The sequence below is a fragment of the Streptomyces sp. NPDC048718 genome (assembly GCF_043198875.1).
In the GTDB taxonomy this organism is placed as follows: domain Bacteria; phylum Actinomycetota; class Actinomycetes; order Streptomycetales; family Streptomycetaceae; genus Streptomyces.
Genome location: NZ_JBICVG010000008.1, coordinates 114,884 through 131,406 on the forward strand (window position 1 = coordinate 114,884; position 16,523 = coordinate 131,406).

Annotated in this window: 10 protein-coding genes; all 10 read right to left on the minus strand. The window is 73.9% G+C overall.

The annotated features are described in order from the left end of the window. Nucleotides 1-36 precede the first annotated feature (36 nt). The gene (locus ACGFRB_RS17185) at nucleotides 37-1,611 is read right to left on the minus strand and encodes an alpha/beta hydrolase (RefSeq protein ID WP_393243810.1); all 1,575 of its coding nucleotides are present in this window, start codon (nucleotides 1,609-1,611) and stop codon (nucleotides 37-39) included. Nucleotides 1,612-1,859: 248 nt separating this feature from the next. After that, on the minus strand, nucleotides 1,860-3,062 hold the full coding sequence (locus ACGFRB_RS17190; RefSeq protein WP_393243812.1) for a DNA polymerase III subunit delta': 1,203 nt from the start codon (nucleotides 3,060-3,062) through the stop codon (nucleotides 1,860-1,862). 168 nt (nucleotides 3,063-3,230) lie between these two features. Beyond that, nucleotides 3,231-6,644, minus strand: a complete 3,414-nt coding sequence (tmk, locus tag ACGFRB_RS17195) for a dTMP kinase (RefSeq protein WP_393243814.1) — start codon at nucleotides 6,642-6,644, stop codon at nucleotides 3,231-3,233. A 284-nt stretch (nucleotides 6,645-6,928) separates the two neighbouring features. Next, nucleotides 6,929-9,814, minus strand: coding sequence for a type I DNA topoisomerase (topA, locus tag ACGFRB_RS17200; protein WP_393243816.1), 2,886 nt, complete (start codon nucleotides 9,812-9,814; stop codon nucleotides 6,929-6,931). Nucleotides 9,815-10,525: 711 nt separating this feature from the next. Beyond that, complete coding sequence (locus tag ACGFRB_RS17205; RefSeq protein ID WP_393243818.1) at nucleotides 10,526-10,723, minus strand: hypothetical protein; 198 nt, start codon at nucleotides 10,721-10,723, stop codon at nucleotides 10,526-10,528. A gap of 249 nt (nucleotides 10,724-10,972) precedes the next feature. After that, nucleotides 10,973-11,764: an ABC transporter permease gene (locus tag ACGFRB_RS17210; RefSeq protein ID WP_393243820.1), complete on the minus strand. Its 792-nt coding sequence runs from the start codon at nucleotides 11,762-11,764 to the stop codon at nucleotides 10,973-10,975. Between the two features lie 11 nt (nucleotides 11,765-11,775). Beyond that, nucleotides 11,776-12,543: an ABC transporter permease gene (locus ACGFRB_RS17215; protein WP_393243822.1), complete on the minus strand. Its 768-nt coding sequence runs from the start codon at nucleotides 12,541-12,543 to the stop codon at nucleotides 11,776-11,778. Between the two features lie 50 nt (nucleotides 12,544-12,593). Beyond that, nucleotides 12,594-13,637, minus strand: a complete 1,044-nt coding sequence (locus ACGFRB_RS17220; RefSeq protein ID WP_393243824.1) for an ATP-binding cassette domain-containing protein — start codon at nucleotides 13,635-13,637, stop codon at nucleotides 12,594-12,596. Nucleotides 13,638-13,759: 122 nt separating this feature from the next. Continuing rightward, nucleotides 13,760-14,776, minus strand: a complete 1,017-nt coding sequence (locus tag ACGFRB_RS17225; protein WP_393243826.1) for a winged helix-turn-helix domain-containing protein — start codon at nucleotides 14,774-14,776, stop codon at nucleotides 13,760-13,762. Beyond that, nucleotides 14,773-16,365 carry a methyltransferase gene (locus ACGFRB_RS17230; protein WP_393243828.1) on the minus strand — a complete coding sequence of 531 codons (1,593 nt, stop codon included), beginning with the start codon at nucleotides 16,363-16,365 and terminating at the stop codon, nucleotides 14,773-14,775. The genes ACGFRB_RS17225 and ACGFRB_RS17230 overlap by 4 nt, the downstream gene beginning before the upstream one ends. Nucleotides 16,366-16,523 lie beyond the last annotated feature (158 nt).

The window sequence follows — 16,523 nt, forward strand, 5'->3', positions numbered from 1 at the left end:
TGCTCCGTCCACCCCCGGGAACGGCGGGCGGCAGGGCTATGAGCAGCGCTTTCCGTTCTTGGGCGGGGTGCCGTCCAGGAGGTAGGTGTTGATCGCCGTGTCGATGCAGTCGCTGCCCCGGCCGTACGCGGTGTGGCCGTCGCCCTCGTAGGTCAACAGGACTCCGGAGGAGAGCTGGTCGGCGAGGGAGCGGGCCCACTTGTAGGGGGTGGCGGGGTCGCGGGTGGTGCCGACCACGACGATCGGGGCCGCGCCCTCGGCGGTGATGCGGTGGGGCTTGCCGGTGGCCGGGGTGGGCCAGTAGGTGCAGTTGAGGGCGGCCCAGGCGAGGTTGCGGCCGAAGACCGGGGACGCCTTCTCGAAGAACGGCACCGCCTTCAGGACGTCGGCGGGGCCCGCGAAGGCCGGCGGGAGATCGAGGCAGTTCACGGCCGCGTTGGCCGACATCAGGTTGGCGTAGGCGCCGTCCGGCTCGCGCTCGTAGTAGCTGTCGGCGAGGGCGAGCATCGCCGAGCCCTCGCCGCCCATGGCGCGGGTCAGGGCCTCGCGCAGCTGGGGCCAGGCGGTCTCGTCGTACATCGCCGCGATCACGCCGGTGGTGGCCAGGGCCTCGCCGAGCGGCCGGCCCTCCCCCGTCGGCACCGGCTTGGCGTCGGCGTCGCGGAAGAAGCGGTCCAGCGCGTCGAGGGCCGCCGGGACGGACTTAGTGCCGAGCGGGCAGTCGGTCTTCGTGACGCAGTCCGCGGCGAACGCGCGGATCGCGGTCTCGAAGCCGGCGGTCTGGTCGCGGTTGAGGGTCTCGGCCGACAGGGACGGGTCCATCGCCCCGTCCAGGACCAGCCGGCCGGTCCGTGACGGGAACAGCTCGGCGTACGTGGCGCCGAGGAAGGTGCCGTACGAGGCCCCCACGTACGTCAGCTTCTCGTCGCCGAGGACCGCCCGCACGATGTCCATGTCCCGCGCCGTCTCCACGGTGGACACGTGCGGCAGGATCTTGCCCGCGCGCTTCTGGCAGGCCGCCGCGAACTCCTTGAAGGCCGCCGCGAGCGCCTTCTGTTCCGCCGGGGTGTCAGGAGTCTGGTCGACCTGCGTGTACGCGTCCATGCGCGCGCCCGTCAGGCACTCGACCGGCTCGCTGCGGGCAACGCCGCGCGGGTCGACGCCCACGATGTCGTAGCGGGCCCGGATCTGGGCGGGGTAGCCGATACCGGCGTACCCCTGGAGGTAGCCGACCGCGGAACCGCCGGGCCCGCCCGGGTTGACCAGGAGTGAACCGAGCCGCTTGCCGGGGCCGGTGGCGCGGACCCGGGAGATCGCGAGCTTCACCTCGCCGCCGTCGGGTTTGGCGTAGTCGAGCGGGGCACGGACCGTGCCGCACTGGAAGTTCGCGGCGCCACAGCTGCGCCAGGACACCTTCTGCGCGTAGTACTTCCCCAGCGCGGCGGTCGAGATCTCGCCCCCCGGCCCCCCGGACGTGCCGGCGGACGAGGCCGCCGCGGCGGATTCACGGGAGGGAGCGGCGGCCCCGCTCCCTCCCGCGCAACCGGAGAGAACGAGACCACCGGCCGCGAGGGCGGTGGCGGAGAGACGGAGCAGTCGCCTGGAGTCCATGCCTCGGAGCGTATCGGGATTGGTACGGAACGTGTCCAATCGCCCTGATCGCCCCTTGGTGGGCAGGGATGACAACCGGCCACGCGGCGCCCGGCGGCCTGTCGGTCGTGAATCGGGGCACGGGGCCCCTCGGGCCCGCGGGCTCTTGGTCCCTCGGGCCGCCGACCCACCGGGCGCGTCCGGGACACGGGCCCGGTCCCCTCGGACCGCCGGCCGCCCGGAAGCTCCGGCCCGAAGAGACTCGTCCCTCAGTCGCGCAGAGCCATCGTCATCGCCTCGACCGCGAGCAGCGGCGCCACGTTCCGGTCGAGGGACTCGCGGCAGGCCAGGATCGCCTCGATGCGGCGCAGGGTCCGTTCCGGGGCGGTGTCCTCGGCGATCCGCTCGATCGCGTCGCGCGTGTCCTCGTTGGCGAGGGGGGTCGTGGCGCGCAGCTGGAGGGCGAGCACATCGCGGTAGAAGCCGGTCAGGTCGGAGAGCGCGAGGTCCAGGCTGTCGCGCTGGGTACGGGTGCGGCGGCGCTTCTGCCGGTCCTCCAGATCCTTCATCGCGCCCGCCGTGCCGCGCGGCATCCGCCCGCCCTGGGCCGCGCCGAGTGCCGCCTTCAGCTCCTCGGTCTCCTTGACGTCGATCTCCTCGGCGACCTGCTTGGCGTCCTCGGCCGCCGCGTCGACGAGTTCCTGGGCGGCCCGCAGGCCGCCGCCGATGTCGCCGACCCGCAGCGGCAGCTTGAGGACCACGGCGCGGCGCGCCCGCGCGCGCTCGTCGGTCGCGAGCCGCCGGGCGCGGTCGATGTGCCCCTGGGTGGCCGCCGCGGCGAACCGCGCGCGTTCCGGCTCGATACCGTCGCGGCGGATCAGTACGTCCGCCACCGCCGCCACCGACGGGGTGCGCAGCGTCAGGTGCCGGCAGCGGGAACGGATGGTGGGGAGCACGTCCTCCAAGGACGGCGCGCACAGCAGCCACACCGTGCGGGGCGCGGGCTCCTCGACGGCCTTGAGGAGGACGTTGGCGGCGCCCTCGGTCAGCCGGTCGGCGTCCTCCAGGACGATGACCTGCCAGCGGCCGCCCGCCGGTGACAGCTGGGCCCGCCGGACCAGTTCGCGGGTGTCCTTCACGCCGATCGAGAGCAGATCCGTACGGACCACCTCGACATCCGCGTGCGTACCGATCAGGGCCGTGTGGCAGCCGTCGCAGAACCCGCAGCCCGGCGCCCCGCCGAGCGCCCGGTCGGGGCTCACGCACTGGAGCGCCGCCGCGAACGCCCGGGCCGCCGTGTCCCGCCCGGATCCGGGCGGCCCGGTGAACAGCCAGGCGTGGGTCATCTTCGACGCCTCGGGGACGGGCTCGCCCGCGGCATGCGCGGTCACGAACGTGTCGGCGTCGCGCGCCGCGGCGGCGAGCTGTTCCTCGACCTTCTCCTGGCCCACGAGGTCGTCCCATACGGCCATGTCCGATGCCCTCCTCAGGTACGCGTTCCATTGTGGGGCACCACACCGACAGTCCCGCCCAAACCGACCTCGGGCGCCTCGGTCACCGCGTCGACGGAAACGACAGAAGCCACGGAAGCGACGGAGGCGACTGCCGTGCCCCGGCAGTCGCGCCCGTCCCGGCCGGCCTCAGCGCTTGCCGCGCCGGCCGTTCCCCCCGCCGTCCCTGCCGTCCCCGCCGTCCTCGCCGTCCTCGCCGTCCTCGTCACCGAGACCGCCGAACCCTCCGAAGCCGCCCAGCAGCTCGTCGGCGAGGGTCGGCAGGTCGTCCAGCGGGGTCTCCTCCGCCCAGTCGGAACGGCGGCGCGGCCTGCCCTGCTCGTCGAGCTGCGGGAGCTCGCGCGTCCGGTCGTTCCCGCCGGCGCCGCCCCGGGCGGCGTCCGGGCCGCCCCGTGCCTCGTCGCGGAAGAAGTCCTGCGGCACCCGGTCGGCCGGGTCCTTCTCCCGTACGGAAGGCAGCACGGTCGTCTCCTCGGCGGCCGAGTCGCGTCCGGCCGAGCCGCGCCCCGCCGCCCCGCCGCCGCCCGGCCCCGCCTCGCGGGGGTCCTTGATCCGGGGGATGACCTTCGTCTCGTCATCGTTGCCGCCCGCGCCCGGCCGCACGACCGGCGTCGGGACGGTGACCTCGTTCGACGAGAGGCGCGGGTCGCCTCCCGGCCTCGCGTCACCCGGCCGCACGTCACCCGACCGCGTACCGCCCGGCCGCACATCACCCGGCTCAGCGTCCTTCGGCTTCGCGCCCTCCGACTTACCATCCCCCGGCCGCGCGCCTTCCGGCCGCGCGTCCCCCGGCTTCACGATCGGCGTCGCCACCGTGATCTCGTTCGCGGACTCCTCCACGCGCTTCGCCTCGCGCCGGCGCGCCTCCTCGGCGGCCCGGGCCCGCTCCGCCGCCTCGGCCTGCTTGCGCGCGGACTCCTCGGCGGACCTCCGCGCCGCCTCCTCGGCGGCCTTGCGGGCGTCCTCCTCAGCGGCCTTGGCCGCCGCGGTCTCGGCGAGCTTGCGGGCCTCCTCGGCGCGCAGCAGCGCCTCCTCGGCCCTGCGCTGCTTCTCCCGGCGGCGTTCCTCGGCCTCGGCCCGTACCCGGGCCTCCTCCTCGGCACGCTTGCGGAGGCGTTCCTGCTCCTCGCGGCGGGCCTTCTCCTCGGCCTCGCGCCGCTTGCGCTCCTCCTCGGCGGCGATCCGGGCCTCCTCGGCGCGCTGCCGGGCCTCCTCCGCCTGCCGCTCTGCCTCGACGCGCCGGGCCTCTTCCTCCTCGCGCCGCTTGCGCTCCTCTTCCTCGGCCCGCATGCGGGCGAGCTCCTCCTGGCGCTCGCGCTCCAGGCGCTCTTCCTCGGCCTTGCGGGCGGCCTCTTCCTCCGCCTTGCGCCGGGCCTCCTCCTCGGCGGCCTTGCGCGCCTCCTCCTGGGCCTTCACCTCGGCCTCGGACAGCGGCAGCATGCGGTCGAGCCGGTGGCGGACGACGGCGGTGACGGACGCCGGGTCCTGACCGGCGTCGACGACGAGGTAGCGGCCCGGGTCGCCGGCCGCGAGGGCGAGGAATCCGGCCCGTACGCGCGCGTGGAACTCGGGCGGCTCGGACTCCAGCCGGTCCGGGGCCTCGGTGAAGCGCTCGCGCGCGGTCTCCGGGGAGACGTCGAGGAGCACGGTGAGGTGCGGGACGAGCCCGCCGGTGGCCCAGCGGTTGATCCGGGCGATCTCGGTCGGCGACAGGTCGCGGCCGGCGCCCTGGTAGGCGACGGACGAGTCGATGTACCGGTCGGAGATCACCACGGCGCCGCGTTCGAGGGCGGGCCGGACGAGCGAGTCGACGTGTTCGGCGCGGTCGGCGGCGTACAGCAGCGCCTCGGCGCGGTTGGACAGGCCGGCGCTGGAGACGTCGAGCAGGATCGAGCGCAGCCGCTTGCCGATCGGGGTGGCGCCGGGCTCGCGGGTGACGACGACCTCGTGGCCCTTGGCACGGATCCACTCGGCGAGCGCCTTGGCCTGGGTGGACTTGCCGGCGCCGTCGCCGCCCTCCAGGGCGATGAAGAAGCCGGTGGGGGACGAGGCCTCGGCCGGGTCGCCGCCGCGCAGCGCGTCGCGCAGGTCGCGGCGGAGCGGGACGCCCGCGCGGTCGTCGGTCTTGGCGAGGACGAGCGCGGCGACCGGCAGCAGCAGCGCGCCGGCCAGCATCAGGGTGAAGGCGGCGCCGCCGTGCGCGAAGACGAAGCTGCCGGAGGCGAGCCGGTGCGGGCCGATCGCGGCGGCGAGCAGCGGGGCGCCGAGCGCGCCCGCGCCGATGCCGACCCGGGCGGCGGCCTGGAGATGGGCGGTGACCCGGGCCCGGCGGGGCTCCTCGGTCTCCTGGTCGACGAGGCTGTGCCCGGTGCGGGCGGCGACCCCGGCCGCGTATCCGGCGAGGACCGCGAGTATCAGCACGGTCGCGGTGTCCGGTACCAGGCCCATGGCGAGCAGCGCGACACCGGTGACGGCGAGCGCGAGGGCGAACAGCCGGCGCCGGGACAGCACGGTCAGCACGGATCCGGCGGTACGGATGCCGACGACGGTCGCGCCGGTGAGCGCGAGGATCAGCAGGGCGTACGTGACGGGCCCGCCGTCCAGGTCGTACGCGTGCAGGACGGCGAGCGAGGCCGCCGCGGCGATGGCGCAGGCGACGGTGGCCGAGGCCAGGACGAGCGGGCCGAGGGCGCCGGTACGGCCCTTCTCGACGCCGCTGGCGTACACGGGCGGGCGCAGGCCCTCCAGGGGCGAGCGGGGGCGCGGGGTGGCGACGCCCGGCAGCGGCAGGAACCACAGGACGCTGACGGAGGCGGCGAAGAGTCCGGCGGCGACGTACGAGCCGAGGGCGGCCTGGTGCAGGTCGAACCAGTCGACCCCGGTGCCGAGGAGCTCGCCGATCAGCCCCGCGACCAGCAGGACCGCGGCGGCGGCCGGTACCGCGAGGAAACCGGTGCGCAGAAAGAGCGTGCGCAGCGCGGCCAGGTGGTCGGGGAGCGGCCGGACGGCGGCGCCCTCGATCGGCGGGGCGGGCAGTAGCGCGGGCGCGGCGGACTCCTCGGTGAGGGTCCACACGCGTTCGGCGGCGCCGGTCACGAAGACGGTGCCGAGCAGGAACCACAGCGCCTTGTCGGAGGTCCAGTCGATCCACAGCGGGGCGACGACGAGCAGTCCGACCCGCGCGATGTCCGCGCCGATCATGGTCCAGCGGCGGTCGAACGGACCCTTCGGGCCGGTCAGCGTGGTGAGCGGCCCGAGCAGCACGGCGCCGAAGACGACGGTGGCGAGCATGCGGGCGCCGACGACGGCGGCCACGGCGAACGCGGCCCCCCGGTACCCGCCGCCCAGCAGGTCCCCGGCGGTGGCCGCCTGGAAGCCCAGCAGGATCAGGACGAGGAGGGCGAGGGCGTCGCCCGTGCCCCCGACGAGCCGGGCGCTCCACAGCCTCCGCAGTGGCTGATGGCGCAAGAGGGCCCGTACGGCACGCTCCCGGGAATCGGCGACGAGTGCGGCGTCGGTGTCTGGCTGCTCTGCTCGCGTCATCCGTCCACCCTATCCGGACGGCCTTGCTCCTCGCGGCCTGCGACCGAACAGACGGACGGCCGGAGGAACGGCCGGAGGAAAGGGGAAGGAAACCGGCGGGAGGGTACGCGGAGGGACCGGCCGGGGAGGGGTCACCGGGCCGGTCGCACAGTACGGAACAGGGGCGGACCAGCAGACATACGGAAGGGGGAGGACCGGGCCCGCAGGCCTGGTCCTCCCCCTTTCCGTTCATCCCTATCCGGTCCGCCGGTCCGGCGAGAACGCCCGGACCACTCCGCCCCGGACTACTCCGCCCCGGAGTCGTCCGTCGCGGTCCCGGCGGCCGCCTTCGCCGCCGTGGTGGCCTTCTTGGCGGCCGTCTTCTTCGCGGCCGTCTTCGTGGCCGAGGCCGTGGTCTTCTTCGTGGCCGTCTTCTTCGCCGCGGTCTTCTTCGCGGCCGTGGTCTTGGCGGCCGTGGTCTTCTTGGCGGCGGTCTTCTTCGCCGGCGCCTTCTTGGCCGCCTTCTTCGCGGGACCCTTGGCCCGCTTCTCGGCGAGCAGCTCGTAACCGCGCTCCGGCGTGATCGTCTCCACGCTGTCGTCGGTGCGCAGGGTGGCGTTGGTCTCGCCGTCCGTCACGTACGGGCCGAACCGGCCGTCCTTGACGACCACCGGACGCTCGCTGACGGGGTCGGTGCCCAGTTCCTTCAGTGGCGGCTTGGCGGCGGCCCGGCCACGCTGCTTGGGCTGGGCGTAGATCGCCAGCGCCTCCTCCAGCGTGATCGTGAACAGCTGCTCCTCGTCCGTCAGGGAGCGCGAGTCCGTGCCCTTCTTCAGGTACGGGCCGTAGCGGCCGTTCTGCGCGGTGATCTCGACGCCCTCGGCGTCGGTGCCGACGACCCGCGGCAGCGACATCAGCTTGAGCGCGTCCTCCAGCGTGACGGTGTCCAGGGACATCGTCTTGAAGAGGGAGGCGGTACGCGGCTTGACCGCGTTCTTGCCGGTCTTCGGGGTGTCCTCGGGCAGGATCTCCGTCACGTACGGGCCGTAGCGGCCGTCCTTGGCGACGATCTGGTGGCCGGTCTCCGGGTCGGCGCCCAGCTCGAAGTCGCCGCTCGGCTTGGCGAGCAGCTCCTCCGCGTAGGCGACGGTCAGCTCGTCGGGCGCCATGTCGTCGGGGACGTCGGCCCGCTGGTGGCCTTCCTGGTCCTTCTCGCCGCGCTCGACGTACGGGCCGTAGCGGCCGACGCGCAGCATGATGCCGTCGCCGACGGGGAAGGAGGAGATCTCCCGGGCGTCGATGGCGCCGAGGTCGGTGACCAGCTCCTTCAGACCGCCGAGGTGGTCGCCGTCGCCGTTGCCGGCGTCCGCCGCACCACCGGCGCCGGGGCCGTCGCCCTCGCCGAAGTAGAAGCGCTTGAGCCACGGCACGGCCTGGGCCTCGCCGCGCGCGATGCGGTCGAGGTCGTCCTCCATCTTCGCGGTGAAGTCGTAGTCGACGAGCCGCCCGAAGTGCTTCTCCAGGAGGTTGACGACGGCGAAGGAGAGGAACGACGGCACGAGCGCCGTCCCCTTCTTGAATACATAGCCGCGGTCGAGGATGGTGCCGATGATCGAGGCGTACGTCGACGGGCGGCCGATCTCGCGCTCTTCCAGCTCCTTGACCAGGCTGGCCTCGGTGTAGCGGGCGGGCGGCTTGGTGGCGTGGCCGTCGACCGTGATCTCCTCGGCCGCGAGCGCGTCGCCCTCGGCGACCTGCGGCAGCCGCCGCTCGCGGTCGTCGAGCTCGGCGTTCGGGTCGTCGGCCCCCTCCACGTACGCCTTCATGAAGCCGTGGAAGGTGATGGTCTTGCCGGAGGCCGAGAACTCGGCGTCGCGGCCGTCGGCCGCGGTGCCGCCGATCTTGACGGTGACGGAGTTTCCGGTCGCGTCCTTCATCTGGGAGGCGACGGTCCGCTTCCAGATCAGCTCGTAGAGCCGGAACTGGTCGCCGGTCAGACCGGTCTCCGCCGGGGTGCGGAAGCGGTCGCCGGAGGGGCGGATCGCCTCGTGCGCCTCCTGCGCGTTCTTGACCTTGCCGGCGTAGACGCGCGGCTTCTCCGGCAGGTAGTCGGCGCCGTAGAGCTGGGTGACCTGTGCGCGGGCCGCCGTCACGGCGGTGTCGGACAGCACCGTGGAGTCCGTACGCATGTAGGTGATGAAGCCGTTCTCGTACAGCTTCTGCGCCACCTGCATGGTCGCCTTCGCACCGAAGCCGAGCTTGCGGCTGGCCTCCTGCTGGAGGGTGGTGGTGCGGAAGGGGGCGTACGGGGAGCGGCGGTACGGCTTCGACTCGACCGAGCGGACGGCGAAGCGGGTGCCGTCGAGGGAGGCGGCGAGCGCGCGCGCCTTCTCCTCGTCGAGGTGGAGCACGCCGGCGTTCTTCAGCTGCCCGTCGGCGCCGAAGTCACGGCCCTGCGCGACCCGCTTGCCGTCGACCGACGCGAGCCGCGCGACCAGCGACGACGGGTCGGAGGGGTCGCCGGTGCGGCCGGTGGAGAAGGTGCCGGTGAGGTCCCAGTACTCGGCGGAGCGGAAGGCGATGCGCTCGCGCTCGCGCTCGACGACGAGCCGGGTGGCGACGGACTGGACACGGCCGGCCGACAGGCCGCGCATGACCTTCTTCCACAGGACCGGGGAGACCTCGTAGCCGTACAGGCGGTCGAGGATGCGGCGGGTCTCCTGGGCGTCGACCATCCGCTTGTTCAGCTCGCGCGGGTTGCGCACGGCCTGCTGGATCGCGTCCTTCGTGATCTCGTGGAAGACCATCCGGTGGACGGGGACCTTGGGCTTCAGGACCTCCTGGAGGTGCCACGCGATGGCCTCGCCCTCGCGGTCCTCATCGGTGGCGAGGAAGAGCTCGTCGGACTCCGCGAGCAGTTCCTTCAGCTTGCGGACCTGAGCCTTCTTGTCGGCGTTGACGACATAGATGGGCTGGAAGTCGTGGTCGACGTCGACGCCGAGCCGGCGGACCTCACCGGTGTACTTCTCCGGCACCTCGGCGGCGCCGCTCGGAAGGTCCCGGATGTGCCCGACACTCGCCTCGACAACGTAGCCGGGGCCGAGGTAGCCCTTGATCGTCTTCGCCTTGGCAGGCGACTCGACGATGACGAGTCGGCGGCCGCCCTTTGCGGTCTCGCTGGTCGGGGACAACTTCGCTCTTCTCTCCGGTCGACGCTCTCTGGCACGTACTGCGTACTGCGCACGACGGCACGGCGCACGTACGGTGCTGGCACGCACGGCAGTGCACGTACGGTGACACTGTCGTCGCTGCGGAGTGTGACGGTACAACCCGCCCCCGTGTCAAACGGCAAAAGCCCGCAACGGCCACTCGAACGGTAACCCGACTCCAGCCCATCTCGCCGCCCGGACTCCCGGACCGGCACAAGGACGTCACCGGGGGACCTCCGCGTGGAAGCCCTCCGGCGGGCGGGACCGAGCGCCGGGACCGGGCCGTCGGGGCACGGTCGCGGTACGGACGCGGGGAAGCCGGGGGACGGGTGCGGGGCAGGCGTGGGGCGGGCCCGGGCGGTGGCCGCCGGCGCGGTCGCGCCCGAGGTCAGGGGCGGGTCGGGGGCGGATCGAGGGCGCGCGGGGGTACGGCCGGGGCTACGGGCGGGCGTACGGCGGAGGGGCCCCGGACCGGGCCACGCGGGCGGCACCCGCGGAGGTACGGCGGGGGCGCGGGCCGGGAAACGCGTGCCCGGCAGCGGGCAGGGGAAGCCACCCGGCGTGGCGAGGTGTCGCCGAGCCGGCAGCACGCGGCCCTCACCGCCGGAACTCCCGCCGGAGCGCCACCGCCGATCCGTCACAGTCGACGCGCCCCCGCCGATCCGTCACAGCCGACGCGCCCCCGCCGACGCGTCACAACCGACCGAAGCACCAGACGCCGAGCAGCAGGAAGGCCGCCCCGGACAGCCCGGCGACCACGGCGGCGGTACGGGGCTCCACCCCGAGCGCGACGGGCTCGCCCTTCCGCAGCCGGACGCCCGTCCACAGCAGCAGCGCGGCGCCGAACAGCGTGAACGCCGCCCCCGCGAAGAGTGCCGGACCGCTCTCCATTGCCGTACCCCGTTCCCTCGCCCAGGCCTTACAGGCCCCACGGCGGGACTTTTCGGCCCCGTCGACGCCGAGGCTGACAGCCCCCGGCATCCGCACGGCGAACTCCCGGTGAACGGCGTGGAAGGCCCGGCTGCCCCCTGCTTCCGCCCGGAACACCCCTTTCCGATTTACCTCCCGTCCCCCTGTCCTCTCCTCTTCCCCACCCCTTTCGTCCCTTCTTTCCCCCCACCCCGCTCTCCGGTCCGTCCGTCACATGACGTCGAGGGTGGCCCGGCGCCTGCTGTCCCGTTCGAAGACCGCGAGCAGCAGCACCGCGAGCACCGCGTACCCGGCGCCGACCAGGGCCTCGGCCCCGAGCAGCCGGCCGTCGAGCCCACCGTCCGCGGTGAGGCGGCGTGCCGCGTCGGCCGCGTGGGTCAGCGGCAGCAGTTCGCCGGCCACGCGCATCCACTCCGGCAGGGTCTCGCGGGGCACGGCCGCACCCGTGAGGAGCAGGAGCAGCGAACTCGCCACGTTCGACACCAGGAACACGTCCCGGAAGCGCAGCCCGAGCGCCCCGAGCGCGAGCCCGAACGCCGAGCACGCGGCGGCGCCCGTGAGCAGCACGAGTCCGAGCCCGGGCAGCGCGCTCGCCGGCACGGGCAGGCCGAGCAGTGTCGCGGCGGCGGTGAGCACGAAAGCGCTGACGACCAGCCCGTTGAGGACATAGGGCAGGGCACGCCCGGCCCACAGCGGGACCCGGTGCCGGGGCGAGAGCAGGACGGCGCCCAGCGTGCCGTACCAGCGCTCGTTGGCGACGGCCATGGTGCCGCCGTACACGCAGGAGGCGGAAGCTGCGAGGACGGCGTTCCCGACAAGATGGAAACGGTCGTCCGCGACGCCGAGTTCCCGCCCCAGGAAGACGAAGAAGAAAACCTGGAGCAGCGGCCCGGCCAGCAGCGTTCCGATGAACATGGGCGGGGTCGTCCAGTTGAACAGGGCACGGTAGGAGATCGCCCCGCCGACCACGAGCAGCCGGGCGGAGGCACGGAAGCGGAACATCTGTCGGCCTTTCAGGCGAGGGCGAGGGTGGCGGCGGCCCGGGCCCGGCGCTCCACCCGGCCGAGGACGAGTACGGCGGCCAGGGCGTACCCGGCGCCGAGGCCCGCGGCGACGCCGAGCGGAACGAGTACGTCCGCCGTGGCCGGTCCGCCGGAGACCGCCGCGTGCACGGCTCGGGATCCCCAGGTGGTGGGCAGCGCCCACGACAGCGGATGTGTCCAGGCGGGCAGCACGGTCACCGGCACGAGCAGTCCGGACAGCAGCCAGACGGGCGTGTCGAGCGGGTTCGCGAGGGCGTTGGCATTGCGCAGCAGCACGAAGCAGGCGGCGAGCAGCAGCCCCATCATCCCGAGGGCCAGCACACAGACCGGGACGGCGAGAACGAAGAGCAGCGGGTGCGCGAAGTCGAGCGGCACGCCGAAGAGAACCACGCCCCACAGCACGGTGGCGCCCATCGCGTACGTGCCGATGACGGCGGTCGCGAGGGTGATCGGCAGCAGCACCAGGGCGAGCGGCGTCGGCGCGGCGACCAGCGTCTCCAGGGTGCCGAGCCACCGCTGGTTCTGTACGGCGCCGCCCGAACCGAACAGCACCGAGCCCCAGATGCCCATGAGTCCGGCGCCGACGGAGGCGTCGAGCAGCCGTCCAAAATCGCCGGCGGCCCGGAAGAGGTAGACGGCGAGCGTGGCGTAGACGAGGGGGACGAGCACGGCGAAGGTGATTTCGAGCGGGGAGCGCGACATGTACGAGACATGGGTGCGCACCCCGACCCCGATCATTCGCGCGATCCTCGACGGCCGCATCCCCCGCGCCGCACCGGTCACGTGCGTCACGCGGTCACCTCCACCGGCTCGGAGGGGGCCGCGTCCGTGCCGGCCTCGGTATCCGCGGTGTCCACTGTGGTGTCCGCCTCCTCCACGATCGCGATGTACGCGTCCTCCAGGGAGGGTTCGCGAGCGGCGGCCCGTCCGACGCGTATGCCGTCGAGCGCGGCCAGGACGGGAGCGAGCGGTTCGGCGCCGCGGTCGGTCTGCACGGTGAGGGTCTGCGCGGTGCCGCGTTCCGTCACGCTGACTCCGCGGACGCCGGCGATCCGGCGGATCCGTTCGAGCGCGTCCTCCCCCGCCCCGTACACCTCGATGTCGAGCACATCCCGGTCCCCGACCCGGGACTTGAGACTCTCGGGGGTGCCGAGCGCACGGATCCGGCCACCCGCGATGACGGCGACGCGGTCGCACAACTCGTCGGCCTCGGCCATGTAGTGGGTGGTCAGAAGCACGGTCGTGCCCGCGGCAGTGAGGTCGGCGACGGTACGGCGCAGATCGCGGGCGGCGACCGGATCGACACCGATGGACGGCTCGTCGAGGAAGAGGACGTCGGGGTGGTGCAGCAGGCCGCGCGCGATGTGCAGCCGCTGCCGCATGCCCCGCGAGTAGCCCTCGACGCGTTCGCGCTCCCGGCCCGTGAGGCCGACCAGGTCGAGGAGTTCGGCGATGCGCCGCCGCTGGGAGCGGGCCTCGACCCCGTACAGCTCGGCGAAGTAGCGGAGGTTGTCGAGCGCGCTGAGCCGGTCGTACAAGCCCCGGTCGCCGCCGAAGACGTAGCCGATCCGGCGGCGTACGGCGACGGGGTCGCGGGCCACGTCGTGGCCGAACACCCGGGCCGTGCCGGAGGTCGGCAGCAGCAGGGTGTTGAGCATCTTGATCGTGGTGGTCTTGCCGGCGCCGTTGGGTCCGAGCAGGCCGAACAGTTCACCGGGGACCACCTCGAAGGTGACCCCGCGCACGGCCTCGGTCTCGGTACGGCGTGGCCGGATCCATCCGGTCCGGCTGGTGTAGGTGCGGCGCAGCGCGTCCGCTTCGATGGCGAGCATGGCGGGAGTCTGCGGAGGCGGAGCGGGGTGGTGCCATCGATTCGGGACCGCCCGAATCGACGGCCGCGCCGGCCCCGGCCCCCGGTTCCAGCCCCAGTCTGCGGCCCCCGGCGCTCGGGCGCTCAGGCCGCCGCGGCGCCCAGGACCCCCTCGCCCGCGAGCAGCGCGAGGAGCGAACGCCCGGTGTCCGTCAGCTGGTAGTAGACCGAACGCCCCACCCGGTGCCGGGTGACGACCTCCGCGCCGGCCAGCAGCGACAGGTGCTCGGAGACGGTGCTGGGCGCGAGGCCGAGCCGGTCGGCGAGACCGGCGGTGGTCAGCGGGCCGGCCAGTTCGCGCAGGACGGCGGCGCGGCCTCGGCCGAGGAGCAGTCCGAGCCGGTCGCCACCCCCGGCGGGCTCTGCCGCCGCCCGCTCGCGCAGCGCGCCGGCGCCCCTGGCCTGGAAGGAGACGGCCAGGACCTCGGGGTCGTCGGTGGAGTAGAGCCGACAGCCCTCGGCGAAGACGAGCGGCACGAGCACCAGCCGCCGTTCCCCGGCCGCGTACTCCACGTCGATGTACTTGGTCAGTTCGAGCACGGGCCGTTCCCAGCGCGCCCGCCGCTCCAGACCCACGAACAGTGCGTCGACGCCCTCGGTCGCGAACGTCCGGGCCCGCACGAGGACTTCGTCCTCCACGAGACGGCGCATCAGCGGCCAGTGCGGGGCGATGGCCTCCTGCCACCAGGCGGCGTACGCGTCGGCGAGCGCCGCGCAAGCCGCCTGCGGATCCGTCAGATACGGCCGCACAAAAGGCAGTTCCTCCAAACCGGGGTAGCAGACGGCGACCTGCTCGCGGACGAAGTCCGGGTCGGTGGCCCGCAACCGGTCCAGTTCCTCGTACACGTCGGGGGTGCCGAGCGGCCGGGGCATCAGGAAGTCCGAGACCCCGGGCGGCCCTTCGGTGAACAGCTCCCACAGCGGCCGCAGCCGGTCGTCCTCCCGCCACACCTCGCGCGCGTGGCCCACCCACTCCTGGTACGGCCAGGAGGGGGTGCGCCCCGGCAACTGGAGGTGCGCGGCGCAGAACGCGTCGCGCAGCGGGCTCATCGCGATCCGGGTCGCGCCGAGCGCCGCCTCGTCCAGCTCGATCCGTATCAAGCAGCGCCCCCGTCCGCCGCGTTCGGCGCGGTCGACGCGCTCGACGCCGCCGGCAGCAGGAAGCCCTCCTCCACAAGCAGCCGGATGGCCTGCGGGGTACGGTCCCGCAGGACGACCGGGTCCTCGCCGGTGAGCTGGGCGATGGCGTCCAGGATCCGCCCGGCGCTCAGGGTCCCGTCGCAGACGCCCGCGAAGCCGGCGGCGACATGGTCGACGCGGGTGGCGCGGCGCATCCCCCGGTTCTGCCGCAGCAGGACGTGCTCGGGGTCCTCGGAGCCGGGCAGGCCGACCTGTTCCTGGACGACCTCGGACGCGAGGACGAAGTGACCGGCGAGCAGCGCCGCGTCGTCGTGACCGCGCAGATAGTCCTGGCGTTCGAAGTGGGCACGCACGGTGTCGCCGAGGGGCTGCTCGACGGGGTGCGGCCACTCCTCGACCACGATCGACGGCTCGACCGCGCCGGCGGCGACGGCCGCGTTCTTGCGCAGCGTGATCCAGCCGAAGCCGATGCCCTTGGTCTTGCGCGCCTCGAACTCGTCGAGCCAGCGGCCGTACGCCCGCCGGTACGCCTCCGGGTCGCCCTGGTGGTCGCCGCTGTCGCGCAGCCACAGCTCGGTGTACTGGGTGATGTCCTGGACCTCGCGCTGCACGATCCAGGCGTCGCAGCCGGCCGGCACCCAGGAACGCAGCCGGTCCTGCCACTCCTCGCCCTCGACGTGCTGCCAGTTGGCGAGGAACTGGGCGTATCCGCCGTCGTTCAGCCGCTCGCCGGCCTGCCGCACCAGCGTGCGGCACAGGTCGTCGCCGCCCATGCCTCCGTCGCGGTAGGTGAGGCCCGCGCCGGGGGAGATCACGAACGGCGGGTTGGAGACGATCAGGTCGTACGTGTCGCCGTCGACCGGCTCGAAGAGCGAGCCCTCCAGCAGCTCGGCGCCCCTGGCCCCGGACAGGGCGAGGGTGAGCCGGGTGAAGTCGAGGGCGCGCGGGTTGAGGTCGGTGGCGGTGACCAGGGTCGCGTGCCGGGAGGCGTGCAGCGCCTGGATGCCGGAGCCGGTGCCGAGGTCGAGGGCGGCGGCCACGGGGGTGCGGACGGTGATGCCGGCGAGGGTGGTGGAGGCACCTCCGACGCCGAGGACGACGGCCTCGCCCGCCACGTCACGGCCCTGCTTGCCGATGCCGCCCGCGCCGCCGACGGCGCAGCCGAGGTCGGAGACGATGAACCAGTCCTCGCCGTCCGGGCCGCCGTACGGACGGATGTCGACCGTGGCGCGTACGGCGTCGTCCTCACGGACCACCCAGCCGTCGGCGAGCGCGTCCGCGAGGGGCAGCGCGGCGGCGGCCCGGTCGTACGCCACGTCCTGCTGGAGCAGGAAGAGCCGGATGAGGGTGTCCAGCGGGGCGTCGCCGCGGGTGGCGCGCAGGGCGGGCACGGTCTCGCTGCGGGCGAGGGCCGCGTACGCCTGGGCGCCGAGCAGGTCGAGCAGACCGTCGGCGGTGAAGTCGGCGGCGAGCAGGGCCTCGCGCAGCGGGGCGGCGTGCGTGGGGACCGGGAGGCTGGGGGTGGTGCTGGTCGTACTCACGTGCCCCATTGTGACGGGCGCCACCGACAACCGCCGCCACCGCCACCATCGCGGGCGCGGGCGGCGCGGCGAACGCGGTTGCGACCGCCGTTGCGGGCAGCGTCCGTACGGGGCAGCCGCGCCGCGTGAAGCGGGGCCGGCCCGGCGCGGAACGCCGTACCGGCCCC